At 57.4% G+C, this 21,290-nt stretch carries 24 protein-coding genes and 1 pseudogene; 10 read left to right on the top strand and 15 right to left on the bottom strand.

The window, feature by feature from the left end:
* Window positions 1-53: 53 nt before the first annotated feature.
* Window positions 54-370, bottom strand: a pseudogene (locus HBN68_RS14880) (DUF3565 domain-containing protein).
* On the opposite strand from HBN68_RS14880, the gene HBN68_RS14875 reads away from it, so the two are divergent.
* Both HBN68_RS14875 and HBN68_RS14870 read left to right on the top strand, forming a co-directional pair.
* Window positions 369-854, top strand: a complete 486-nt coding sequence (locus HBN68_RS14875) for a peptidylprolyl isomerase (protein ID WP_094992694.1) — start codon at window positions 369-371, stop codon at window positions 852-854. The pseudogene HBN68_RS14880 and the gene HBN68_RS14875 overlap by 2 nt on opposite strands.
* Window positions 855-986: 132 nt before the next feature.
* The gene (locus HBN68_RS14870; RefSeq protein ID WP_094992750.1) at window positions 987-1,469 is read left to right on the top strand and encodes a glutathione peroxidase; all 483 of its coding nucleotides are present in this window, start codon (window positions 987-989) and stop codon (window positions 1,467-1,469) included.
* Here the strand turns inward: HBN68_RS14870 and HBN68_RS14865 are convergent.
* Together HBN68_RS14865 and cysZ are read right to left on the bottom strand one after the other, a co-directional pair.
* A complete protein-coding gene (locus HBN68_RS14865) occupies window positions 1,466-2,680 on the bottom strand; it encodes a glycosyltransferase family 1 protein (protein WP_169965000.1) in 1,215 nt (404 codons plus the stop codon). The genes HBN68_RS14870 and HBN68_RS14865 overlap by 4 nt on opposite strands.
* A 40-nt stretch (window positions 2,681-2,720) precedes the next feature.
* A complete protein-coding gene (gene cysZ / locus HBN68_RS14860; RefSeq protein ID WP_169965002.1) occupies window positions 2,721-3,470 on the bottom strand; it encodes a sulfate transporter CysZ in 750 nt (249 codons plus the stop codon).
* A gap of 313 nt (window positions 3,471-3,783) precedes the next feature.
* Between cysZ and trxB the strand changes: the two genes are divergently transcribed.
* Complete coding sequence (gene trxB / locus HBN68_RS14855) at window positions 3,784-4,746, top strand: thioredoxin-disulfide reductase (protein WP_169965004.1); 963 nt, start codon at window positions 3,784-3,786, stop codon at window positions 4,744-4,746.
* Between the two features lie 115 nt (window positions 4,747-4,861).
* Here the strand turns inward: trxB and HBN68_RS14850 are convergent, their stop codons facing one another.
* Both HBN68_RS14850 and HBN68_RS14845 read right to left on the bottom strand, forming a co-directional pair.
* Complete coding sequence (locus tag HBN68_RS14850; RefSeq protein WP_169965006.1) at window positions 4,862-5,992, bottom strand: hypothetical protein; 1,131 nt, start codon at window positions 5,990-5,992, stop codon at window positions 4,862-4,864.
* The gene (locus HBN68_RS14845) at window positions 5,985-9,626 is read right to left on the bottom strand and encodes a toxin VasX (RefSeq protein ID WP_262373551.1); all 3,642 of its coding nucleotides are present in this window, start codon (window positions 9,624-9,626) and stop codon (window positions 5,985-5,987) included. The genes HBN68_RS14850 and HBN68_RS14845 overlap by 8 nt, the downstream gene beginning before the upstream one ends.
* A 402-nt stretch (window positions 9,627-10,028) precedes the next feature.
* Between HBN68_RS14845 and HBN68_RS14840 the strand changes: the two genes are divergently transcribed.
* Window positions 10,029-11,177, top strand: coding sequence for an AGE family epimerase/isomerase (locus HBN68_RS14840; protein ID WP_169965008.1), 1,149 nt, complete (start codon window positions 10,029-10,031; stop codon window positions 11,175-11,177).
* Here HBN68_RS14840 and HBN68_RS14835 read toward each other — a convergent pair.
* The 6 genes from HBN68_RS14835 to HBN68_RS14810 all read right to left on the bottom strand — a co-directional run bounded on the left by HBN68_RS14835 (window position 11,174) and on the right by HBN68_RS14810 (window position 14,182).
* Entirely contained in the window at window positions 11,174-11,515 is a 342-nt protein-coding gene (locus HBN68_RS14835) for a HopJ type III effector protein (protein WP_169965010.1), read from the bottom strand. The genes HBN68_RS14840 and HBN68_RS14835 overlap by 4 nt on opposite strands.
* Window positions 11,508-11,804, bottom strand: coding sequence for a DUF1244 domain-containing protein (locus HBN68_RS14830; RefSeq protein WP_094992689.1), 297 nt, complete (start codon window positions 11,802-11,804; stop codon window positions 11,508-11,510). The genes HBN68_RS14835 and HBN68_RS14830 overlap by 8 nt, the downstream gene beginning before the upstream one ends.
* 30 nt (window positions 11,805-11,834) lie before the next feature.
* Window positions 11,835-12,206: a dihydroneopterin triphosphate 2'-epimerase gene (folX, locus tag HBN68_RS14825; RefSeq protein WP_047273396.1), complete on the bottom strand. Its 372-nt coding sequence runs from the start codon at window positions 12,204-12,206 to the stop codon at window positions 11,835-11,837.
* Window positions 12,206-12,766, bottom strand: coding sequence for a GTP cyclohydrolase I FolE (folE, locus tag HBN68_RS14820; RefSeq protein WP_094992688.1), 561 nt, complete (start codon window positions 12,764-12,766; stop codon window positions 12,206-12,208). The genes folX and folE overlap by 1 nt, the downstream gene beginning before the upstream one ends.
* A 23-nt stretch (window positions 12,767-12,789) precedes the next feature.
* The gene (gene folM, locus HBN68_RS14815) at window positions 12,790-13,500 is read right to left on the bottom strand and encodes a dihydromonapterin reductase (protein ID WP_094992687.1); all 711 of its coding nucleotides are present in this window, start codon (window positions 13,498-13,500) and stop codon (window positions 12,790-12,792) included.
* A gap of 112 nt (window positions 13,501-13,612) precedes the next feature.
* Window positions 13,613-14,182 carry an antibiotic biosynthesis monooxygenase gene (locus tag HBN68_RS14810; RefSeq protein WP_094992686.1) on the bottom strand — a complete coding sequence of 190 codons (570 nt, stop codon included), beginning with the start codon at window positions 14,180-14,182 and terminating at the stop codon, window positions 13,613-13,615.
* A gap of 178 nt (window positions 14,183-14,360) precedes the next feature.
* Here HBN68_RS14810 and HBN68_RS14805 point away from each other — a divergent pair, with 178 nt between their 5' ends.
* On the top strand, window positions 14,361-15,302 hold the full coding sequence (locus HBN68_RS14805; protein ID WP_249275326.1) for a MerR family transcriptional regulator: 942 nt from the start codon (window positions 14,361-14,363) through the stop codon (window positions 15,300-15,302).
* 2 nt (window positions 15,303-15,304) lie between these two features.
* Here HBN68_RS14805 and HBN68_RS14800 read toward each other — a convergent pair whose 3' ends face one another.
* Together HBN68_RS14800 and HBN68_RS14795 are read right to left on the bottom strand one after the other, a co-directional pair.
* Window positions 15,305-15,910, bottom strand: coding sequence for a hypothetical protein (locus HBN68_RS14800; protein WP_094992684.1), 606 nt, complete (start codon window positions 15,908-15,910; stop codon window positions 15,305-15,307).
* Window positions 15,911-15,968: 58 nt separating this feature from the next.
* Complete coding sequence (locus HBN68_RS14795) at window positions 15,969-16,436, bottom strand: PAS domain-containing protein (protein WP_094992683.1); 468 nt, start codon at window positions 16,434-16,436, stop codon at window positions 15,969-15,971.
* A gap of 160 nt (window positions 16,437-16,596) precedes the next feature.
* On the opposite strand from HBN68_RS14795, the gene HBN68_RS14790 reads away from it, so the two are divergent.
* Window positions 16,597-17,052, top strand: a complete 456-nt coding sequence (locus HBN68_RS14790) for a flavodoxin (protein ID WP_169965012.1) — start codon at window positions 16,597-16,599, stop codon at window positions 17,050-17,052.
* On the opposite strand, the gene HBN68_RS14785 is transcribed toward HBN68_RS14790, so the two are convergent.
* Window positions 17,033-17,929 carry a LysR family transcriptional regulator gene (locus HBN68_RS14785; RefSeq protein ID WP_094992681.1) on the bottom strand — a complete coding sequence of 299 codons (897 nt, stop codon included), beginning with the start codon at window positions 17,927-17,929 and terminating at the stop codon, window positions 17,033-17,035. The genes HBN68_RS14790 and HBN68_RS14785 overlap by 20 nt on opposite strands.
* A gap of 99 nt (window positions 17,930-18,028) precedes the next feature.
* Between HBN68_RS14785 and HBN68_RS14780 the strand changes: the two genes are divergently transcribed.
* The 4 genes from HBN68_RS14780 to HBN68_RS14765 all read left to right on the top strand — a co-directional run bounded on the left by HBN68_RS14780 (window position 18,029) and on the right by HBN68_RS14765 (window position 20,400).
* Entirely contained in the window at window positions 18,029-18,415 is a 387-nt protein-coding gene (locus HBN68_RS14780; RefSeq protein ID WP_169965014.1) for a CidA/LrgA family protein, read from the top strand.
* A complete protein-coding gene (locus HBN68_RS14775) occupies window positions 18,405-19,091 on the top strand; it encodes an LrgB family protein (protein WP_094992679.1) in 687 nt (228 codons plus the stop codon). The genes HBN68_RS14780 and HBN68_RS14775 overlap by 11 nt, the downstream gene beginning before the upstream one ends.
* A gap of 472 nt (window positions 19,092-19,563) precedes the next feature.
* Complete coding sequence (locus HBN68_RS14770) at window positions 19,564-19,935, top strand: hypothetical protein (RefSeq protein ID WP_169965016.1); 372 nt, start codon at window positions 19,564-19,566, stop codon at window positions 19,933-19,935.
* A 105-nt stretch (window positions 19,936-20,040) separates the two neighbouring features.
* Entirely contained in the window at window positions 20,041-20,400 is a 360-nt protein-coding gene (locus tag HBN68_RS14765) for a hypothetical protein (RefSeq protein WP_094992677.1), read from the top strand.
* A 12-nt stretch (window positions 20,401-20,412) separates the two neighbouring features.
* On the opposite strand, the gene HBN68_RS14760 is transcribed toward HBN68_RS14765, so the two are convergent.
* Complete coding sequence (locus HBN68_RS14760; RefSeq protein WP_169965018.1) at window positions 20,413-21,207, bottom strand: IclR family transcriptional regulator; 795 nt, start codon at window positions 21,205-21,207, stop codon at window positions 20,413-20,415.
* Window positions 21,208-21,290 lie beyond the last annotated feature (83 nt).

The following is a 21,290-nucleotide window of genomic DNA, read 5'->3' as shown; positions in this document are numbered from 1 at the left end:
TCCTGACGTGAGCAGTGCAAGGGCACGCCCGTCGAACGGGTCATGTGCCAGAATCAATTGCCAAGATTAGCGCTATCCGCCTCTTGAGCACACCAGCCACACGCAAAGGGCTGACCTATTTTTGCGCGGCGCTGCTCGGGGTCGAGCACCCAGGCCCGTGATTGCCAGGGCGGTTGATGACGCTGGTGTTGAGTGTGGCCACAGGACAGTATGGCCACCCAATGCGCCTCTTCATCCTGTCGCCATCCAATGATTGTTGAACTTTTCAAAGTTATCCGTTGGTCTTGGTTGTGTTTTGTTGTGTTCGCTTTCGAGCGTTTGCTTGGTTAAACTGGCGCACTCAATTTTTTTGCAAAAGGTCTCGCCCCATGACGATCGCCGCCAATAAGGCTGTCTCCATCGACTATACCCTGACCAACGACGCTGGTGAGGTCATCGACAGCTCCGCCGGTGGCGCGCCGCTGGTTTACCTGCAAGGCGCAGGTAACATCATTCCAGGCCTGGAAAAGGCCCTGGAAGGCAAAGCAGTCGGTGACGAGCTGGACGTTTCCGTAGAGCCTGAAGACGCATACGGCGAGTACTCCGCCGAGCTGGTCAGCACATTGAGCAGCAGCATGTTCGAAGGCGTTGACCAACTGGAAGTGGGCATGCAGTTCCACGCTTCGGCGCCGGACGGCCAGATGCAAATCGTGACCATCCGTGACCTGGACGGCGACGACGTGACTGTTGACGGCAACCACCCGTTGGCTGGTCAGCGTTTGAACTTCAAAGTGAAAGTTGTTGCTGTTCGTGATGCGAGCGAAGAAGAAGTTGCTCACGGCCACGTACACGGCGAAGGCGGTCATCAGCACTGATAATGGCTGCTACGCTCTGTCGAGCGAGCCAAAGAAGGGCGCCTGCGGGCGCCTTTTTTCATCTGTAAAGCATATGGCGATCGGCATCCGGAGCGATTGCCTGAACCCGATCCCGAGATTTTGGAGTCCGTCATGAGTGCTTTTCACGGCCTTACCCTGGACGCCCTCGACGGCAAGGAACTGCCACTGGCCAGCTTTAAGGGCAACGTCGTGCTGGTGGTGAACGTGGCTTCCAAGTGCGGCTTGACGCCCCAGTACGCGGCGTTGGAAAACCTGTATCAGAACTACAGGAACCAAAAATTCAGCGTGCTGGGCGTGCCCTGCAACCAGTTTGCCGGTCAGGAGCCAGGCACCGGGGAGGAGATTCAGGCGTTCTGTAGCCAGAACTACGGCGTGAGTTTCCCGATGTGCAGCAAACTTGATGTCAATGGCCCTGAACGTCATCAGCTCTATCGCTTGCTGGCAGGCGAAGGGGCCGAATTTCCGGGCGACATCACCTGGAACTTTGAAAAATTCCTGATGGGCAAGGACGGTCGCGTATTGGCGCGCTTTTCCCCGCGAACGCCACCGGACGACCCCAGCGTTATTCAGGCGATTGAAAAAGCCCTGGCTTAACGTTTTTTCACCGTTACGGGAACCGGCATCGCTTGCGGGCCGGTTTGACGGTTACACGCGCTGTACAGCAACCCTTCAAACTGTCTGATGATGGTGGACCAGCCCTGACGACTGGCATGCAGGCGCGCATTAAGGCGCACTGTTCGCAGGGTTTCCGGGTTTTCCAGCAGCCAGCACGCGGCTTGCGTCCAAGCATGTTCATCCCCCGTCATGGCCAGCACGCCGTTATACCCCTGGCGGATGTGCAAGCCCGCAGCGGCTTCGTCATACGCCACCACGCCCAGCCCTGACGCCAGAGCTTCGAGTACCACGTTGCCAAAGGTTTCGGTCATGCTCGGAAACAGAAACACATCACCACTGGCGTAATGATCGGCCAGCGCCTCCCCGCACTGTATGCCGCAAAAAATGGCTTCGGGCAGCGATGCTTCGAGGGAGGTCCGTTTTGGGCCGTCCCCGACGATGATCAATTTGAAGCGTCGCGAGGGGTAACGCGCTTCCAATACCTGCAAACAACGCTTGAGCGCGCCGAGGTTCTTTTCCGGGGCCAGCCGTCCTACATGCAGCAGCGCGATGTCGCCTTCACGCAGGCCCCAGCTTTGACGCAAGGCATGTTGGCGTCTGGCCGGGTTGAAGAGCCGGCTGTCGACCCCCCGACTGAGCAGGTGCAGGCGCTCAAAGTGCCTGCGTTCCAGCTCAAGACGCTGGCTGCTACTGGGCACCAGCGTCAGAGCGCAACGGTTATGAAACCAGCGTAAATAGTGGGTCAGGGCACGCGTGATGAAGCCCCAGCCGTACGGGTGAGCGTACTGCTGGAAATTGGTATGAAAACCGCTGACCACGGCAATTCCCATGCGTCTGGCCACCCGCAAAGCACTCAGCCCCAACGGCCCTTCGGTGGCGATGTACACCACGTCCGGACGCTGTAGCTGCCAGCGTTTGTTCAAGCGCCGGGCTGAAGTCATGCCCCATTGCAAGCCGGGGTAGCGAGGGATAGGCCAGCCGCGGCACAGCATCAAGTGCTCATGACTGCGCTGATTGCCGTCCACGCTTTGCCGCGGGCGAATCAGCTCCACGTGGTGATTGAGCGCGCGCAGCCCTTCATACAGATGGCCAAGGGTATGGGCCACGCCGTTGATTTCGGGTGGGAAGGTTTCAGTGACAAGGGCGATACGAAGGGCAGTGGTCATGACTCCAGTGTCGGGTGGAGCCATGACGTCAATGTTTCACGGTGATGATGGATTGATGAATCTGTCAGCGGCGCTCAAGAGCCTCTTCCCCGCGCTCGCGCACCCAGAACAGCGTGGCGCCAGCCACTGCGGCGGGCATCATCAGCAGGTTGACCACCGGGATCAGCAACACCAAGTAAACAATCCCGCCAAAACTCATGCTCTGCCAGCGTTTTTCACGCAGCCAGGCGAGCATCTCGTTCCAGCCCAGCTTGTGGTTGTCGGCCGGGTAGTCGATGTATTGGATGGCCATCATCCAGATTCCGAATACCAACCACAGGGGCGCGGCGATCAAGTTCAATACAGGGATAAACGACAGGATGAGCAAGGCAATGGCGCGAGGCAGGAAATACCCCAATTTGCGCATTTCCCGAGCCAGCGTGCGTGGCACCATGGCGATCAATTCGCCCCAACTGAACGCGGGAAAGTCATCGCTGCCACGCACCACGACCTCAACTTTCTCAGACAAAAAGCCATTGAACGGGGCGGCAATAATGTTGGCCAGCAGGGTGAACGTAAAAAAAACCATTAACGCCACCAGCACCACGAACAGTGGCCAGAGCACGTAATTAAGAAAACTCAGCCAGGCGGGCAGCGAGGGCATTAATGTATCGACCCAGAGGCTGAACTGATGGCCGGCAAAGTAGATCAGGCCGACGAACAGCACCAGGTTGATCAGCAGCGGCAACAGCACAAACACGCGCAGGCCAGGGCTAAGTACCAGCTTGAGGCCTTCGCGCAAGTAGTGCGGGCCAGAAAGAACAGGGGCGGGCATAGTGGGCTCCGGGCAGTGGGAAAACCGGGCGACCTTAGCGGCTTTATAGACGCCGCGAAAGCCTTGGTTCGGGATCGACAATAACTGTTACAAAGGCGCCTCAAGGACGCCAGTGATCTCATTGAGACCTGCTATGAGCTGGATTGTTAAACCGTATTTCCTTAATCTCTGCCACCTCGATACGCTGCACCCACAATTTTTCAGGATCGACGCGTTTCAGGTCTAGCCTGTATACCTTCGCGATCCCTTTTTATTCCAGCCGTTCTAGCGGCGTTCCGACCCGGTTTGATGCGGGCGGTCATAGGAGTGAGTCATGTCTGAAGTACGTCATTCGCGAGTGATTATTCTGGGTTCCGGCCCTGCCGGTTACAGCGCTGCTGTCTATGCGGCCCGTGCCAACCTCAAACCACTGCTGATTACGGGCATGCAGGCGGGCGGTCAATTGACCACCACCACTGAGGTCGACAACTGGCCGGGTGATGTTCATGGCCTGACCGGTCCTGCGCTGATGGAGCGTATGCGCGAGCACGCCGAGCGCTTCGAAACCGAGATCGTGTTCGACCATATCAACGAAGTCGACCTCAAGAACAAGCCGTTCACCCTCAAAGGCGACAGCGGTACGTTCACCTGTGACGCCCTGATCATCGCCACCGGCGCCAGCGCTCGCTACCTGGGCCTGCCGTCCGAAGAAACCTTCATGGGCAAAGGCGTGTCGGCGTGCGCGACGTGCGACGGTTTCTTCTATCGCAACAAGCCGGTCGCCGTTGTAGGCGGTGGTAACACGGCTGTTGAAGAAGCGCTGTACCTGGCCAATATCGCCAGCAAGGTGACGCTGATTCACCGTCGTGAAACCTTCCGCGCCGAGAAGATCCTGATCGATAAGCTCAACGCCCGCGTGGCCGAAGGCAAAATTGAGCTCAAGCTCAACGCGACCCTGGACGAAGTACTGGGCGACAACATGGGCGTGACGGGCGCGCGTCTGAAAAACAACGATGGCAGCTTTAACGAAATCAAGGTAGACGGCGTGTTCATCGCCATTGGCCATACCCCGAACACCTCGTTGTTCGAAGGTCAGCTGGAACTCAAAGATGGCTACCTGGTTGTGCAGGGCGGCCGCGAAGGTAACGCCACCGCGACCAGCATCGAAGGCGTGTTTGCTGCTGGTGACGTAGCAGACCACGTGTACCGTCAGGCCATTACGTCGGCTGGCGCAGGCTGCATGGCCGCACTGGACACCGAGCGTTACCTGGACGGCTTGCAGAACGCCGACTTCTGATTGCCGCCTGAACAGCAGGGCGCAGTGCGGCTTTAGTCCCCTGTAGCCCGGTTTACATCAATGCCCGCCTCTCACGATGCGGGCATTTTTGTAGGCGAAGGTTAAGGCCAGTCGTTCACCTCCTGTCTGGCGCTTGCCGCTCTATGCGATATACCTCAGCGAAAATCTCGGTGATGTCATGCCGTGGGTATTGCTTTATGAGGGTGCGAACCTTGTCGCTGAGCCGCACCAACGTGTTGCTGGGCTTGCCCCGTTGTTCCATTGGCACGGGTTGCGACCAGTCGATCATGGCCTGAGGCAGGGCGCGGCGGCCGGTTTTTTCGATGCGTTTGATTTCCCACTCGACCAGCCGATTGGGCAACGTCCAGAAGGTCATGACGTGGTACAGGTACCAGAAAAATGCATACACCCAGCCCACCTCTTTCTCACGCAAACGCCGGTGCAGGCCGGCCCGGGCATTGCGGAACGTGTGCAGCCCTTCATGGGGCGGATCGTTTGGCTCTTGCAGCTCCAACGGGTCCTGAATGGCATTGAAGTCATCCAGCTCGTATTCCATATAAGCGCGTACCGCTTCCCAATGGGCGATGGCCAGTTGCGACCCGGCGCACTGGAGTTCCAGAGTGACCCATTCACCCTCATGTTCAAAGCCCATGCCCATGCCGTACTGGCGGGTGACGCCGTATTGCGTAGCGCTGTGGGATTGAATCACCCACGCGCAGAGGGATTCCCAGGGCACAAACAAAGGCTCGGTAGCCCCGGCGGGGGTAAAACAGACTTCGCGCCGTTGCCGGTTGAAGCGGGTGGGGATGACTTCGGTGAAGTGTTTATGGGCTTTGAGCCAGACGAAAAGGCACATGGCGGTTATGAAAAGCCACATCATTATGGCTATGGGCCAGCTAAAGAAGAAAACGTCCTCTATTACTTCCCTGACCAGATCGGGAGAAAAGTCGTTCAGGACTGCCAGAAATCCGCTGATCATCGGGAAACCAAAAGCGACGAAACAGGCAAACGTAAATGGCGCTCCCAACCACAACTGGTACGAGGGCACATTGGGTTTACCGCCCCCAAAGTCTAAATACACATCGTTGATGTCACTGATATACGGGCAGTACGGATGGGCGTCCGTAGGAAGAGGTAACGGTGCCAGGTAAGTCTTGCGACCCGTCAGGAAAGGTTCTACATCACCTGCCCGACGTAACGATTCAGGCGCAGAGGTCAAATGCGATTTGTTTGGGTATTCAGGCATTAGGGATTTCCTTTAATGCCCAAATGTCGACAGTCAACAATGTCAACGCAGGAGAGGGCAACGATTGATCGGCTGAGGGATAGCGACCCTCCTCAAAGGGGTTCAAGTGGATAAAGTGCGAACGCACGACCGGTTGGCCCTGTTCATCCAAAGATTTCAGCTGAAGTTCAAGCAACAGCTCTTCATGCAACTTGTCGTTAATGTGTTCGGGGTGATTCGGATAGCTCAGGTTTAGCCTGAGCCCCGGTGTAACAGGTGCGCCCGTTTCCACACGAAACAGCCTGGCCTGTACCGGTTCACTGAGTTCTTCCGCGTACTTTCTGGGGCGTCTGCCCCCGTCCAATACCGTGATAAAACGCCGGGCCCCGACCTTTAACCCGTGATGGGGCTGCCTGCCCAATGGCGCTTCAAAGTCTTGCAGGCTTAAACCGGGCAGATTGATGGTGATCTCCCCGACTTGATTGGCCGGGAACCAGCCTGCCAAATACGAGCGTTCCGGACGGCGCTCGACTTGAACGAAGGGGGCTTGCAGTAGCGCTTGAAGGTGACTTTGAAAGCCGGCGAGGCTGAGGTTCTTTTGTTTGTCTGTTTCCAGCCCCCACGGTGTACTTTGAAGCCACTGGTCGTGGGCGCTGGTGTTGTAGTGGTTGAACAGCCAGGTCCCGGCCAGTTCGAGCAGGGTGAACAGCCCTCCTACAAGACTGAAGCGGTAAAACACAAGGGAAAGGCGAGCTCCGGATGTTATCCAAGCGGCAGCTCGGGCTGGGCCTTGAGCTGTCCTGGATACGTCGAGTAACGAGCCAAGACTATTCAAGAGACCATATGCATTGCTGGCGCCTAATCCGCTGGCACTGATTAACTGTATTACGGCACCGTTTTGAGCGCTTCGGTTACCGCTTCGTACGGATTCAACCCAATTGCCGAGGTAGCTCTTATAACTAATTGCCGCTGAGATAAGGCCGAAAATATACGTCCCAGTTCCCAAACCAGCATGCAACTTCCCCAGAGTGACTTGTAAATGACTTGCAGAGGTCACTCTTAAACTGGTTTTCAAATTTTTAATCTGAGCATTCAGTGCCGTATCAAAAATCCCTTGAGCAGCAGCAAAGCCACTTGCACTGGTTGCTGCCAGAGAGCTGGCAAGTGGCATAAACTTACGATCTTCCCGAGAAACACCAAATGTCTCTTTAAGCATCTGATTCAAATTCACCATCTGCGCCACAAACAACAACAGCGCCGCTCCGTCCCCGAGTACGTTCATCACCGGCGCACGGCGAACCCCTTCTTTAAAGTTGCTCATTAAGCGGGCCACCTGATGGCGGCCTTCGGGGGGGAAGATAACGGTCATGCCTGCACGCGCAGGTGTCGATCCGAAGAGCCGTGCATGCTCGTCCGGCAGTTCCGGGATGGGGCTGATGCTGGCGGCCAGTCGGGCCTCTTCTTGGGTCAGTTGACTTCGAACGGTTTTGATTTCGTGAAGTAGCTGTTGGGATTTGAGTGAGCGATGGCCGTCAACGCGGTTGACCTGCTGGCGCGCATGCTTGAGTTTCAATAGGCTGTCGCGCAGCGCCAGGACATCCCTCAGGGTTTTACGCAAGCTGTCCCGCTCGGCCCTGGAGGCAAAGTGAAAGGTCGCTCCTTCAGTTTTGGCGGCCTGCAAGAGGCGCAAGGTCAAGGCTTGTGGCAGGTCGCGAAACAATTGATCCAGGTCTGGCATGGCGTTGCCTTTGACAATGCCGTCAAAACTGGCTGCGAGGGTTTCCAACCCGCGTTTCAAGGCCGGGCTCCAGGCGTGTTGTGCAGCATGGGCCACGTTGCGCGTGCTTTCCGGTAACTCGTCCAGCGCTGGCAGGCGACCGCGTTCCAGGCTGTCCAGACGCGCCAGTTGCTCAGGCAAGTTGTTGTACACGGCCATGCCGCTGGCAAATAAAAAGGCGTACTGAACCCACAACGCCGTTTGTTCACTAAAGGGCAAGGTGTAATACAACGGGCGACAGAATTGCGGGTTGCGCTCGATGTAGGCCAGCAATTGGCCGCACGCTTCATCGCTGCGGCAAATATCTTTCAGGCAGGCGTATTCAAGCGAGAACGCGTGACCCACTTGCGCCGCCTGTTGGGCATCGAAGTACCAGGCGGCGTTGTGAAAGGCGCCGCGGGTTATCAGGGCAACGCGGTCAGCGGTGATGCTGTCCAGCAAGCGGTTCCAGCGTTCAAGCCCGTTACGATGCGCCTGTAGCTCGCGGTCCATGGCTGGGCGGTCGATGAGCTCGTTCACGCCTCGCTGGCCGAACCGTGCGCCAAACAGAATATCCTGGGTATCGCTACTGCGTTTTTTACCCAGGGTAATCAACGCCTCGAAATGGTTCTCGACGAAAGCAGTGGGTGCTACGCGAAAATGCTCACGTGTGTAATAACGGCGATCGGTCTGTTCAATGGCTCTTAGCGCGAGCAATTGTTGCCCCGGCGTAGGCGTTTGCAGCGTAAGGGCATCTATCTCAGCGTCGCGCCGCAGGGCTTCAAGGGCTGCTGGAGTCGATGTGTTGGGGGGCGGCGTCATCAGTCCGCCGCGATTGAGGTACTCGTGCAGCGCTTTGCCCGTCACCGCGCGCTCGGGCTCAGGCAGTTTTTTGAAATCCTCCAGCATTGCCTGGATGGCCGGGTCATCGAGGGTGGCCGCGAATGTTTGCCAGTCCGACTCGGCTAACCACGTCAGGGACTCGATGTAACACCCCAACAGGTAATCACGCTCGTTGTTCCCGTTTTGCGCCCCACCGTTGGCCCATTCAGTTACCCAGCCTACGACTTCGTCCTGATAGTTGGCCAAGTCACGTAAAACGCCCAGCGTGTCATCCAGCACCAAATACAGGGTGTCAAAGTGATAGCCCAGCGCCACGCTGCTGGCCAGGGTGCCCATGGACATCGGTGTGAAGCGTCGGGGCTGCTCCCACAGGTAGGGCTGGCGCTCGTGTTCAGGGACTTCGGCAAGCAGGCGCTGTCGTTCGGTGTACGCCGCGTGTTCAGCCAGCGTTGCGTTCGGGCCAAGGTGCTGCTGATGATAGGCCACTGACTCTGTGGCCACTTCGGCCAGCCATTGCTCGGCCATTTGCGGTGTGAGCACGTGTGTACCGCCCGTTTGGCAGTCCATCATGCCGAGATGCACCGGTTGCATAAAGTGAGCGCGTTCTTCGGCTGAGTTGAGCACTTGCCGGCATTGTTTAGCCGTCCACTGCGTCTCTGCATACGTGACATACAAAGTGCTGTGCCTGGACACAATCAAATGAGGCGGGCCGATTGACGTCTGGCGCTCATCGTCCGTGACGGTTGTCCCCTGTAGCAGCAATTGGGTGAGCAGGCCGTCAAGTAGCCGGTATTCAGACAACACACCTGTGTCACTGTCGATCACATACAACCAGCCGTCACGGGGCAACCGTACCCCAAGCGGGCGGCTGCTCAGGCGGTAGGGCATGGGCAGGGCGTCGGCGGGGTCCAGCGCCAGGTTGTCCACTAATCCGTAACGCAGTGGCACCAGTTGCAAGGTGGGCTTGCTAAGCGGGCATACGCCAAGCGCTACTTTGGCGTCCAGTCTGCTTCGGTTGATGTTGTTGGGGTTTCGGCGAGGGATGCTGTTGGCCATGTCTGAGGCTCCCGCAGGTGTGACGCCCGCGTCGGTTAAAAGACAGCCTCTCTCAAGACTTATGCCAACCCTCCTGTGGCCCTTGTAAAACGGCACATTCCCCTGCTGGCCGGGTGCAGGCTGGTGCTCAATGCCGGGTAAATTGCGCAGGTTGTTGCGCAATGCCCAGCACGTTTTTGCCAGGGACTCCCGAGGCCTTCTACTGCGCGGGTTGGCGTGTGGGATTGGGGCTTTATTCGAAAATGGTTGTGCAGCTTTCTGCGCAAAATCGCGGTTGCACTAAAAACCGCACGGGCGAGGCGTTATGCGCAGCGCGGGGTGGCAAGGAACGCCCTCATCGGTGCCGGCCAGCTTTGGGTGTATCATGTCGCGCAAACGCCCCAGCCGTGACGAATCTTGCCGATGCCCGATGTAACCAGCCCTGTTTTTCCTCCCGAACTGATTGCCCGGTTTGCGGCCGTGCAGCAGCACTTTCGTCAGGTCATCGTGCCGTTGTGGCAAGGCCCCGGCTGGAATGCCGAGCTGGCGCTGCCCTATGAAGCGTTGAGCGCTGCACATCAACCCCTGGCGCCCCAGCGTTATCGCGCCATGGCCTGTGCCCGTCAGCTGTACGTGTTTGCCAGCCTGATCGGTGACTCGGCATTTGCAGACGCGGCCGAGCGTGCAGCGGCGCTGTTCCGCTCGTTGCAGCAACATTTTCATGACGCCGAGCACGGCGGCTGGTTCTACAGCATTGATCCGCAAGGCGCGCCGCTGGATCAGCGCAAAGACCTTTATACCCACGCTTTCATCATTTTTGCCTGTGCCCATTACTGGGCCAAGGTCCGTGAGCCGTTGGTTGAATCGGTGCTCAATGCAGCGTTAAAGGTCGTGGCCGAGCGTTTCAGCGATGGCAGCGGTTTGTATGAAGCCAGCTTGAACCGGGACTGGTCGACGCTGGGCAGCGGACCGCTGCAGAACCCGTTGATGCATTTGGCGGAAGGGTTTTTGGCAACGCTCTCGGTGCGTGAAGATGTGCCCACCCGCACCGCGTTGCTGGCGCTGGCCGAGGGCATGCAAAAGCGTTTTATTGCCCCCGGGCACGGCGTGATGCTGGAAAAACCCTGCGGTGCGACGGACAACTGGTTTGAGCCCGGGCATCAATTCGAATGGTATTTCCTGTTGCAGTCTTCGCCTTTGTTGCGCACGACAGCACTGCACGATTCGCTGGATCGCGCATTCGGTTATGCCGAACAGGTTGGGGTGGATGCACAAACCGGCGCGGTGTGCGGCATGCTGGGCAGTGACGGGCAAGTGCGCGATGGCACTCAACGGATCTGGGCGCAGGCCGAGTATGTGCGAGCGCTCACCCTGCGGCACGGTTGCATTGAGCGTCTGCAACGCCAGTTGCAGGCGTTGCAGCAGCATTTTTTGCACGACGCTGGCTGGTACGAGTGCCTGGACCCGCAAGGTCGGGTCAGCCGCGCAGACATGCCCTCAACCACCCCCTATCACCTGGCCACTTGTTACAGCGGCCTGGCGCAGTACTTCGGGTCAGGCCGCCCGGTTTAAACCTTGTGCGTCAGCGGCCGGGCAGTGAATGTCACCCCGGCCAGACCGTGAGCGATCAACGCGCGAATGTTGCCGTGATCGCTGCCTTCCGGTGTCGCCAGTACGCAGCGGTAATGTTCGCCAAATGCCAGCAGCGCTTCCTGATCGCTCAACCCTTCGAGTAAAGCCAGACCCAATGTTTTGCACGAGCCTTCGTTTTGCCCGGCGGCGTTTTCCACGTCGCCGTTGGTGAATGCGTGTGGCTGGTAATCGTAATGCTCGGCGATGAAGGCCAACGTATCGGCAAAAACATGTTCGCCGCTGTTCAGGCTGGCGCGCAGGGTATTCAGATCAGTCATGCTGTTTTCCTTGGGCAAACGCCGCCGCCTGTTCGGCAGAAGCTTCTTTCTGGTACTGGGCTTTCCATTCGGCATACGGCATGCCGTAGACCACTTCGCGGGCGTCATCCAGGCTCAGCTCGATCTGGCGCTCATCGGCTGCGGCCTTGTACCACTTGGACAGGCAGTTGCGACAAAAGCCCGAAAGGTTCATCAGGTCAATGTTCTGTACATCTTTGCGGCTGTCGAGGTGGGCAACGAGGCGGCGAAAGGCGGCTGCTTCGAGTTCAAGGCGTTCCTGGTCAGTCATTGGGAGCTCCGGGTGTAAAAGGGGGGCAGCTTAGCGGCTGGCCGCCAGGGTAATTGAGACCGATTCGGCAAAGCGCAGGGCATGCGGTTTGTCGACTTCTACTTCGGCATACAACACCGCCGTGTTAGCCATCACCAGATCCAGTAATTCCTGGGTCAGCCGTTCCAGCAGGGCAAAGCGATTTTCTTCAACGTGGGCAATCACCGCTTTGGTGATGGTGCGGTAGTTGAGCGCGTGGTCGATGTCGTTATCGCGCACGGCTTCTTGTGCCGCGTACAGGATGGTGAGATTGATCAGCACATCCTGTTTGTTGCGGATTTCGTCTTCATTGATGCCAATGAAGGTGCGCAGGCACAGGTCCTTGACGCGAATACGGGCCATTCCTGGCTGTAGTTGTGGCATTACGGCTTGCTCCGTCCAATCAGTTGCAAGAACTCCGTACGGGTACTGGGCTCGCGAAACGCGCCGAGCATGACCGACGTGTTCATGGTTGAATTCTGTTTTTCGACGCCGCGCATCATCATGCACATGTGCTTGGCTTCAATGACCACCGCCACCCCGGCAGCGTGGGTGATGCCTTGAATGGCATCGGCGATTTCCCGTGTCAGGTTTTCCTGAATCTGCAGGCGCCTGGCGAACATGTCGACAATGCGCGCGACTTTCGACAAACCGAGTACTTTGCCAGTCGGGATATAGGCGACGTGGGCCTTGCCGATAAAGGGCAACAGGTGGTGTTCGCATAAGGAGTACAGCTCGATGTCGGCAACGATCACCATTTCATCGCTGTCCGAGGCGAAGAGCGCGCCGTTGACGATCTCTTCAAGGCTCTGGCCGTAGCCGTGACACAGGTATTGCATCGCCTTGGCGGCGCGTTTCGGGGTGTCGAGCAAGCCTTCGCGGTCAGGGTCCTCACCGAGACCCACCAGGATCTCGCGGTAATGCTCAGGCAATGATGTGCTCATTAAAATACTTCCTCGAGGACGGCTTATTTGAGATGCCGACCGCCATTAACGGTCAGGGTGGTGCCGGTGACATAGGGGTTGTCCAGCAGATAACGCAGGCTTTGATAAATAACCTCTGCGCCAGGCTCGATCCCCAGCGCAGACTTGGCCAGGGCTTTGGTGCGGTATGTCGCGTCATCGTCCGGGTTGAACATCAACAGCGCCGGTGCGATGCCGTTGACTTTGATCCGTGGCGCCAGTTTAGCTGCGAATGACAGGGTCAGGCTGTCGAGACCGGCTTTCGTGGCGCAATAAGCAATGTGATTGCTGCTGCCCTTGCGCGTGACATCGTCACTGATGTGCACAATGTCCGCGGGAGTGGAGCGTTCCAGCAGCTCACTGCAGTGCAGGTTGATCAGGTAGGGCGCGAGCATATGGACGCTGAACATCTGCGTGAAATCGCTGATTTGAGTGTCATCGCTTTCTGGAAGCCAAGCCGATGCGTTGTGCACAATGGCGCGCAGGGTGTCGGTATGGCTTTTCAATTGTTCGATGAACGCGAGAATGCCGTGCTCGGTTGAAAAATCAGCCTGTATCGCCGTGGCCCCAAGATCGCGCAAGGTCTGCACGCCGGGTTTTTCAGTGCGATAGCTGAAGATCACGGAATAACCGTCTGCCAACAATTGCTGCGCACAGTGCAGGCCGATGCGCTGGCCGGCGCCCGTGATTAAAAGGGGGGCTGAGTGAGAAGGCATGGCAGGCTCGGGTCAGGAGAACAGGAGTGTGCAGTGGCGTAATGGCAAAACTATACCAGCGTCCACTGCGCAACGGCCATGCCCGGGGCTCTCCTGTTCTGGCGGCGCGGGCTCAGCGGCTATTGGCGGGGGCGACGGTGCGCACAGTCTTGTCCGGTGCGCGGTGCAGCCAGCCAGCCAGCAGATGGGTCGACAGCGGAATGAACCAATAAACCATCAGTGGCGTCAGGGCCAATGTGCTGAGTAACACGCGGGGCACCAGGTTCAACTCACCCAATAACGGGCTCAGCACCGCGTTGAACAACAGCGAGACCGGGAAAAATGCGAGCCAGATGGCGACCGCTTGCTTCCAGCGCGGTGGACGTTGCCCGGCGGCGCCAAACCAGCCATCGATGCCGCTGACGCGGTGCTCGTGGGGATGGGCAAACAGATCGCTGCCGCGTAGCAGCCAGGATTTGCGCGAAACAGAATGTTCCCACGCGTGCAGTGTGGCTTCGTCGGCAAAACGGAAAATGATTTGGAATTCGTCGTCGCCAGGCGGCGGGGCTAACACGCCCGATCCCAAATAGCCGGGGAAGTCCGTGGCCAACTGTTCGCCTTCGTGTAACCAGGCAATCAATTCCTGATAGCGCCCTTTGGCGACACGGCGCGCAACCATCAAGGTGACAGGGGAGGTAGACATTGTGTATCTCCATGGGACTGATGCTGTCCGGGTAGGGCAGGCATAAAACGCAGCGCCGGGGTGGTGGGCCGCATGTCAACTAAGCAAGGATCATTCCCGAATTCGTCTATACAAGCGATTTTGCACGCCAGCGAATGCGCGTTAGACTCGCCTCTTTCCCATGAACGTGGCCCATCCCATGCCCGTGATTATTGAGCGTGAGCCTGCCGTCATGACTGAGGCTGATGCAAACATCGAAGGTCTATATCCGATCCGCGAGGTTGCCCGACTGACCGGTATCAACCCGGTCACGCTGCGTGCCTGGGAACGACGTTATGGCTTGATCGAGCCAAAACGCACCGAAAGTGGGCATCGACTGTACTCAATGACCGATATTGAGACAGTGCGTCAGGTTCAAGGCTGGATTGAACGGGGTGTCTCCGTCAGCAAAGTGGGCGAATTGCTGGCCCGCCGGGCCGAGATTGATGCGCCTGACGCCACCCCGCAGGCGCATGAATACGCACAGTGGCAAACCCGCATCAGTGACGCGCTCAGTGCATTTGATGAGCGTGAGCTGGAGCGTCTGTACGGCCAGATTTTTTCCAGCTATCCGCCGCAGGCTGTTTTCAACCATGTTTTTATGCCGCTATGGCAGCGTTTATTGAATCAGCAGGACGAGTTTGGCGGCACCAGTGAATGGCTGATGCTCGACAGCTTTCTGCGCGGACGTGTCTTGCAACGCCTGAACATGCAGGGCTCAGCCACGCTCTCGCAGTGTGTCGTGCTGGTGGCAGTGCCGGAGCTGTGTCACGAACTGCAATTATTGGTGACCGCCCTGTTGCTGGCCCGCGGTGATCGGGCGATCCGGGTATTAGCCATTGGCCAGCCCCTGAATGAGTTGTCGTTGATTTGCGAAAAGGTTAATCCCCACGCCGTGGTCTTGTTGGGCACACGGGCGCTGAGCTATTCGCGGGTCGAGCGTTTGTTGCGTCTGGTGCAGGGCGTCAATTGCGCGGTCTGGTTGGCGGGCGAAGCGTCCGAGCTGGCACACGACCAATTGCTGGACTCGTCGATCGGTTGTCTGGGCTGCGACCCTGGTGTGATGAGTCAGCGGCTGGATGCATATCTCAAAGGCGCGTGAGCTTAAGCATGCAAGGCCGGGTGGGCGAGACGATGTTGTTGCAGGATGAACTGACGCAAGCGTTCTGTTTCACCTTCATCACGCTGGCTTAAACGGTAAGCGTATTGGCCCAGCTCGGTTTTGCGTTCCAGCGTGCCCCGCACGGCAATGCGTTCGTACCCGGTGGGGCTGAACCATTGGCAAAACTGGCGCGGTGGACGACTGCCATTGCGCACCTCAATCAGCATTCCCTTGAACGACACTTCACTGACCCACAGTTGACCACTGCGCCCGCGTACATTTTCTAAGGGAACAGGTTCAGCCAGTGTCAGACGCCAGGGGCGAATCATCGGCCCCTCTTCGAAAATGCTGGGCGCACCCAATTGCAGGTGCTGAGCGTGGAATTCATCCTCGACCAGACGCAGCGGAAAACTCATGTGCTGATTGGCGATTTGAGCCTGGATTGTCACGTGTTCGTGAGCCGCCAGGCGCGTGAGCAAATCGCGTATTTGTGCCACACCGTTGACCATCAGGCTCGACGATGAGTCCCGCTGATTGAGCAGCGGGTTCTGATGCATGTTCTGAATGAAATCCAACTCGTCCTGAGTCAGAAGGGCATCGTGTGGCATGGTGAAACTCTAAAGCGTGAGAATAAAAGTCGTAACTGTTTATAACAGACCATCGATTCTACATTTTGTTGAGGCCGCTCGTCGCCTTCAGGGCTTCGAGTTCCGTGCGCACGGCCGTTAACTCGGCTTCCAGTTGCGCCACACGCTGTTCAGCTTTCACTTGTTGAGAGACATCCTTCTGTACCCCAATGAAGTACGTCAGTTGATCGCTTTCGTTGAAAACCGGGGTGATCGACAGCTCGTTCCAGAAATGCGTGCCATCTTTGCGGTAATTGCGCAGCCGCTGACGGACCGGCTCGCCACGGGCCATTGCATCGCGGATCACTTGCAGGGCGACCTGGTCCCGATCACCCGCCTGCAAAAATCGGCAATCCTGATACAAGACCTCGTCACTGCTGTAGCCCGTGAGCGTTTCAAAGGCTTTGTTCGCGTAAATCAGGATAGTGTCGTCCCCTTCAAGCTCGGCTACCACAATGCCATCTTGGGACGCATCAACCATGCGTTGCAGCAAACGTGCGTTGATCATCAAGCAGCTCTTCTGAAAGTGAGTGAATTGTTCCCGGACAAATGCGCCAGTAGGCCTCATGCATTCTAAGACAAAGGTACGGGCTGTCCACGTGCCATCACCGAAACGCGGCATCACCTGCTAATATCCCGGGCTTTTAGTCAGTGACAGGATCAGATTGATGAAAGTCGCCATCCTTTGTGGCTCGGTGTATGGCACCGCAGAAGAAGTTGCCCGTCATGCCAAACAATTACTGACCGATGCCCGGTGCGAGGTGTACTTCAATACCCGCGCAACCCTGGCCGATGTCCAGGCGTTTGCGCCCGACGCCTTGTTGGCGGTGACCTCGACCACCGGCATGGGAGAGCTGCCGGACAATCTGGCGCCGTTATACAACGCCATTCGTGACCAACTGCCGGCTGCCTGGCGAGGTTTGCCGGGCGGCGTGATCGCGCTCGGTGATGAGAGTTATGGCGATACCTACTGTGGCGGCGGTCAGTTGATGAACGAGTTGTTCATGGAGTTGGGCGTGCGTGAAGTTCAGCCAATGTTGCGTCTGGACGCCAGCGAAACCGTGACCCCGGAAAGTGACTGCGAGCCTTGGGTTGAGGCTTTTATCAACGCGCTGACCCAGTAACCGGTCGTTCGCGCAGCAGCTCAAGCCAGGCTTGGGCTGCGCGAGACAAATACGCACCGTCGCGCCAGATGAACGCGATGTCCCATCGCAAGTCCTGCGGCGCGATGAGTTTTAGCCTCACAACGCCGGGGCGCACCAGCCCGCGTGCTACCACGCTGGGTAGCAACACAACCCCCTGGCCGGCCGCCACCAGCGCCACCAAAAAGTCCGACTGCCCGCTGCGTCCGCCTTCTTTGGGGGTAAATCCCAATTGCTGGCAGGCCTGCAGTAACCGGTCGTTCAACACAAAACTGCGCTGATAGAGCAGAAAAGGCGTCTCAGCCAATTGCTCCAGGCGCACGCTTGCGCCTTCGGCCAACGGGTGATCGGCAGGCAATAACGCGTCCAGCGGCTCGTCGCAAAAGGGTTGGTAGGCGAAGCTCGGGTTCTTCGGCGTCAAACTGCCGCCCAGCTCCAGCTCTCCGCTCAACACTGCCTGCTCAACCACCAGGCTGCCGCCCTCCAGCAATTGCACCTGAACGTTGGGATAGCGGCGTCGGTATTCGGCAAACAAGTTGGCAAACAACGCATCGCTGCCCAATAACGGCAGACCCAGGCGTAATTCGCCGCGGGCTAAGTGGCTCAAGTCGTCCAGCTCGCTCAATAACTCTTGTTGCAGGCGCAGCATGTCATTAGCCCGTTGCAACACCACATTGCCCGCTGCAGTAAGTCGAACGTGCGAACCGAGGCGGTCGAACAGCGGCGTGCCAAGGTTGTGCTCCAGTTGCGCCACTTGCTTGCTTACGGCCGATTGACTGATATGCAGCGTGTGAGCGGCCTGCGTAAACCCGCCCGCACGGGCGACTTCAATAAAAGTGCGCAGTTGTTTGAGTTCCATGCGTGAAATTCCCTTTTGGAATGGCTGCCAGTCTAACAATTCGTTTTCGAGATGGAAGAGGGGTCCTTACACTGAAAGCCTGTTCAGGATGGAAACGAAATGAAACGCTTCGATGTAAAACGTTTGGGTCGGTTAGTGAGCGAAATCGCCGTATTGCTGGCTATCTACTTTCTCGGTTGTCAGATTTCGGCGTGGTTGCACCTCCCCATCCCCGGTGGTGTTGTGGGCATGGCGTTGTTGCTGTTGGCCTTTGCGCTGGGCTGGGTCAAGCCAGCCGCGCTGCAACTGGGCGCAGGCGTATTGATGGCCGAGATGCTGCTGTTTTTTATTCCCGCCTTGATGAGCCTGCTCGATTACGGGGTACTGGTGCGTGATGAAGGCTGGCGTATTTTGCTGGTGATCGGTGTCAGCACGTTGCTGGTGATGATTGCCACCGCGTTTACGGTCGAGGCTGTGTGTCGCTGGAGGCTGCGCCATGAAATTTGAATGGATGCCGATGTTCTGGCTGCTCCTAACCCTGGCGACCTACGGCTTGAGTCGTTGGCTGTATGGCCGCACCGGTCGTTACATATTGTCGCCGCTGATCCTCGTACCTGCCTTGCTGCTCGCTGTGGCGGTGCCGCTGCACACGGCTTACGCCGAATATTCCAGCAATACCCATTGGCTGATGCTCGTTCTGGGGCCGGTCACGGTAGCCTTTGCCGTTCCTATCTGGCAGCAGCGCTTGTTGCTGGCCAAGCACTGGGTGGCGCTGTTGCTGGGGATGCTGGCGGGCAGCGCGGTGTCTATTGGCAGCTCGTTCTGGCTGGCCAAAGCGCTGGCGCTGGACACGTCGCTGACCCTGTCGTTGGTGCCGCGCTCGATTACCACCCCGTTTGCCATGCCGCTGGCTCAAGACTTGGGTGGCGTGCCTGAATTGACCGCTGTCTTCGTGATGTTCACGGGCGTGTTTGGTGCGTTGCTGGGCGGAATTCTGCTTAAGTGGTTGCCGCTGCGCAGCAGTTTGGCGCGGGGTGCGTTATTTGGCATTGGCGCCCACGGTGCGGGCGTCAGTCGTGCTCGCGAGGTGGGCAGCGAAGAAGGCTCTGTCGCCGGACTGGTAATGGTGCTCACCGGTATCCTCAATCTCTTCGCAGCACCGTTGTTGACGATGGTGTTGTAAATACCTTGCCCAAGCGCAGTGGCACTGTTTTTAACGCGCATAAAAAAGGCCGCTGTAAAGACAGCGGCCAAGGAAGACGTTCGATCAAGGAGCTACAAATCAACGTCAGGGTGAACCTGGGGTGCCCAAAACCTGTAAGGCCTGGGACTGAATTCGGTCGGCAGAATCTTCACGACTCAATGCCCGTGGGGCTTCGGCAGTGCGCCTGAAACCGGGGGCAAGAATAAGGTGTCGGCGAAGCGGGAGTAAGACTGCTTTCAGACAATCTCTGTTACAACTTCAGCAATAGTGAAATGCCTGATGCGGCTGTCTAGCACGGATCTCTTAGGACTTTTTGCGAGCATCCCGCCAATAACTATGTAGTGCTTGGCTCAGTGGCACATCGCATTTAATAAGTCATCGAAAGGTTTCTGCCTGCTTTCGAATTTCAGCATGAGGCTGAAGGGCAGGTAGTCATAAAAGGAGTTTTACCTTGAACACGATTGATAAAAATACTGCTGAAGTCGACTTCACCCTCAAGCCAAACCAGGAAATCGATGCGCGCGTACGTGAGTTCCTGAATGCCAGGCTTGAAGCGCACGGAACAGACAGTCAGCAGGTTTACATCACCACCGTCAGCAATGCCGCCGAGCCTGTCGTGACGTTCAGTCAGGACTTGAATGCCCTGGGCAATGACACACTGGAATGGGGCAACGTTCAGATCCACGACACCGCAGTGACCGGGTGCTTCTCGAAGCATTGGGTCTATGACGAAGCTGTTCGCGTGAGCAGCCCGTCTGTTCGTGAAGTGGAAGCGCTTATGCAAGAGCTGCTGGCGCATGCCAAAGAACACTGGAACAGCTAATTTTCCCTTTCATCCCCCCCGCAGTTCGCTGAAAAAATACAGGTGTTGACACAATGATGTTGTCAGGACGAAAGCACTGGGGGAGGCCGTTACAGGAGTGACACTGTGAACTACGTTATTGATGACTTTAAAAAACTGCAATTGCTGAGTGCGTTAAATGATCGCATCCGAACCTTTTTGAACAAGCAACTCGAAGGGTATGGTCTGGATTGCAGGGAGGTGTTTATCAACATCGTGGACGATCCGGTCACACTTGAACTGGTCTCCAGCGAATCCCTTTACGAGGTCGGTATCGCGTGTTTGATACAAGACCGTGAGCCCACCTATGTCCAGGGGCTGACCCAGGCTTTCTCCAAGCCCTGGACGTTTGATGAAGCCGATCGCATCCGCAAGCCTTCGCTGTATGACATCGAAAAAATCATGCGCAAACTGCTGGATGAAGCCAAATATCAGTGGAGCAGGTAAACCCTGCGGGTATCAGCGCTGCTGATAACCCATACGCCAACTGATGGCCTGGCTGGCAGCCAATACACGGCTGGCCGCCGGGCCTTGTTGGTCTGGATGGAACAGCGACGCCGGGCCCACCACCGTCAACACGGCGGCAACCTTGCCCATTGCATTAAAAACCGGCGCCGATAATGCATCGACCCCCGGCATCAACAAACCGTGAACCACATGCAGGCCGCGCTCACGAATCGTCTCGCACATCTGCTCGCAGGTTTCAGGTACTTGCAGCGGGTGCAGGTGCTCACTGCTGAGCTCCAGTGCGCGCAACTCTCGGGTTTCGCGGTCAGGCAGGAACGCATTGAACACCAAACCGGTCGATGAGCTTAAAAGCGGCAGTACCGACCCCAATTGAGTGACCACAGTGACGGCACGCACCGCTGGCTCAATGTGCACCACTGTCGCTCCCTGATTCCCCCACACCGCCAGGAAGCACGTTTCGTTCAAGTCATCGCGCAGTTCGGACAGGGGAACAGTGGCGACCTTCACCACATCCATGCTGTTCAACGCGGCCAGACCCACACGCAAGGCTTCACGCCCCAGACCGTAATGGTTGGTGGCGGCGTTTTGCTCGGCAAATCCACTGGCAATCAGCGCCTGCAAATAACGATGTACTTTGCTCGCCGGCATCTGCACATGCTCGGCCAGACGCGACAGCGAAGTGGAGGGCGACAACTCGGCCAGTGCTTTAAGAATGTCGGTCCCGACTTCGGCGGAACGTACTTTTTGCTTGCCTGTGGTCTCGGCGCTGGAACGGGGCTTGTCCATGGAATGGCTTACATCTCGGGATGAATGGGCGTCTTTATAGCTTGACGCTTATCGGCAATCAAATTACGTTATGCGTAATTGAA

This window comes from Pseudomonas sp. WS 5078 (genome assembly GCF_012985745.1).
In the GTDB taxonomy this organism is placed as follows: Bacteria; Pseudomonadota; Gammaproteobacteria; order Pseudomonadales; family Pseudomonadaceae; genus Aquipseudomonas; species Aquipseudomonas lundensis_A.
Note: the sequence above shows the minus strand (reverse complement) of the source record. Positions and strands in the feature narration are given on the sequence as shown.

Bases quoted from the DNA above. Each gene is read 5' to 3' on its own strand.
- HBN68_RS14870 (WP_094992750.1), top strand. From the start codon at position 987: ATGAGTGCTTTTCACGGCCTTACCCTGGACGCCCTCGACGGCAAGGAA.
- HBN68_RS14845 (WP_262373551.1), bottom strand. From the start codon at position 9,626: ATGGCCAACAGCATCCCTCGCCGAAACCCCAACAACATCAACCGAAGC.
- HBN68_RS14790 (WP_169965012.1), top strand. From the start codon at position 16,597: ATGAAAGTCGCCATCCTTTGTGGCTCGGTGTATGGCACCGCAGAAGAA.
- HBN68_RS14780 (WP_169965014.1), top strand. From the start codon at position 18,029: ATGAAACGCTTCGATGTAAAACGTTTGGGTCGGTTAGTGAGCGAAATC.
- folE (WP_094992688.1), bottom strand. From the start codon at position 12,766: ATGAGCACATCATTGCCTGAGCATTACCGCGAGATCCTGGTGGGTCTC.
- HBN68_RS14775 (WP_094992679.1), top strand. From the start codon at position 18,405: ATGAAATTTGAATGGATGCCGATGTTCTGGCTGCTCCTAACCCTGGCG.
- folX (WP_047273396.1), bottom strand. From the start codon at position 12,206: ATGCCACAACTACAGCCAGGAATGGCCCGTATTCGCGTCAAGGACCTG.
- HBN68_RS14840 (WP_169965008.1), top strand. From the start codon at position 10,029: ATGCCCGATGTAACCAGCCCTGTTTTTCCTCCCGAACTGATTGCCCGG.
- HBN68_RS14865 (WP_169965000.1), bottom strand. From the start codon at position 2,680: ATGGCTCCACCCGACACTGGAGTCATGACCACTGCCCTTCGTATCGCC.
- HBN68_RS14810 (WP_094992686.1), bottom strand. From the start codon at position 14,182: ATGTCTACCTCCCCTGTCACCTTGATGGTTGCGCGCCGTGTCGCCAAA.
- HBN68_RS14805 (WP_249275326.1), top strand. From the start codon at position 14,361: ATGCCCGTGATTATTGAGCGTGAGCCTGCCGTCATGACTGAGGCTGAT.
- trxB (WP_169965004.1), top strand. From the start codon at position 3,784: ATGTCTGAAGTACGTCATTCGCGAGTGATTATTCTGGGTTCCGGCCCT.
- HBN68_RS14835 (WP_169965010.1), bottom strand. From the start codon at position 11,515: ATGACTGATCTGAATACCCTGCGCGCCAGCCTGAACAGCGGCGAACAT.
- folM (WP_094992687.1), bottom strand. From the start codon at position 13,500: ATGCCTTCTCACTCAGCCCCCCTTTTAATCACGGGCGCCGGCCAGCGC.
- HBN68_RS14875 (WP_094992694.1), top strand. From the start codon at position 369: ATGACGATCGCCGCCAATAAGGCTGTCTCCATCGACTATACCCTGACC.
- HBN68_RS14760 (WP_169965018.1), bottom strand. From the start codon at position 21,207: ATGGACAAGCCCCGTTCCAGCGCCGAGACCACAGGCAAGCAAAAAGTA.
- HBN68_RS14785 (WP_094992681.1), bottom strand. From the start codon at position 17,929: ATGGAACTCAAACAACTGCGCACTTTTATTGAAGTCGCCCGTGCGGGC.
- HBN68_RS14795 (WP_094992683.1), bottom strand. From the start codon at position 16,436: ATGATCAACGCACGTTTGCTGCAACGCATGGTTGATGCGTCCCAAGAT.
- HBN68_RS14800 (WP_094992684.1), bottom strand. From the start codon at position 15,910: ATGCCACACGATGCCCTTCTGACTCAGGACGAGTTGGATTTCATTCAG.
- cysZ (WP_169965002.1), bottom strand. From the start codon at position 3,470: ATGCCCGCCCCTGTTCTTTCTGGCCCGCACTACTTGCGCGAAGGCCTC.
- HBN68_RS14850 (WP_169965006.1), bottom strand. From the start codon at position 5,992: ATGCCTGAATACCCAAACAAATCGCATTTGACCTCTGCGCCTGAATCG.
- HBN68_RS14830 (WP_094992689.1), bottom strand. From the start codon at position 11,804: ATGACTGACCAGGAACGCCTTGAACTCGAAGCAGCCGCCTTTCGCCGC.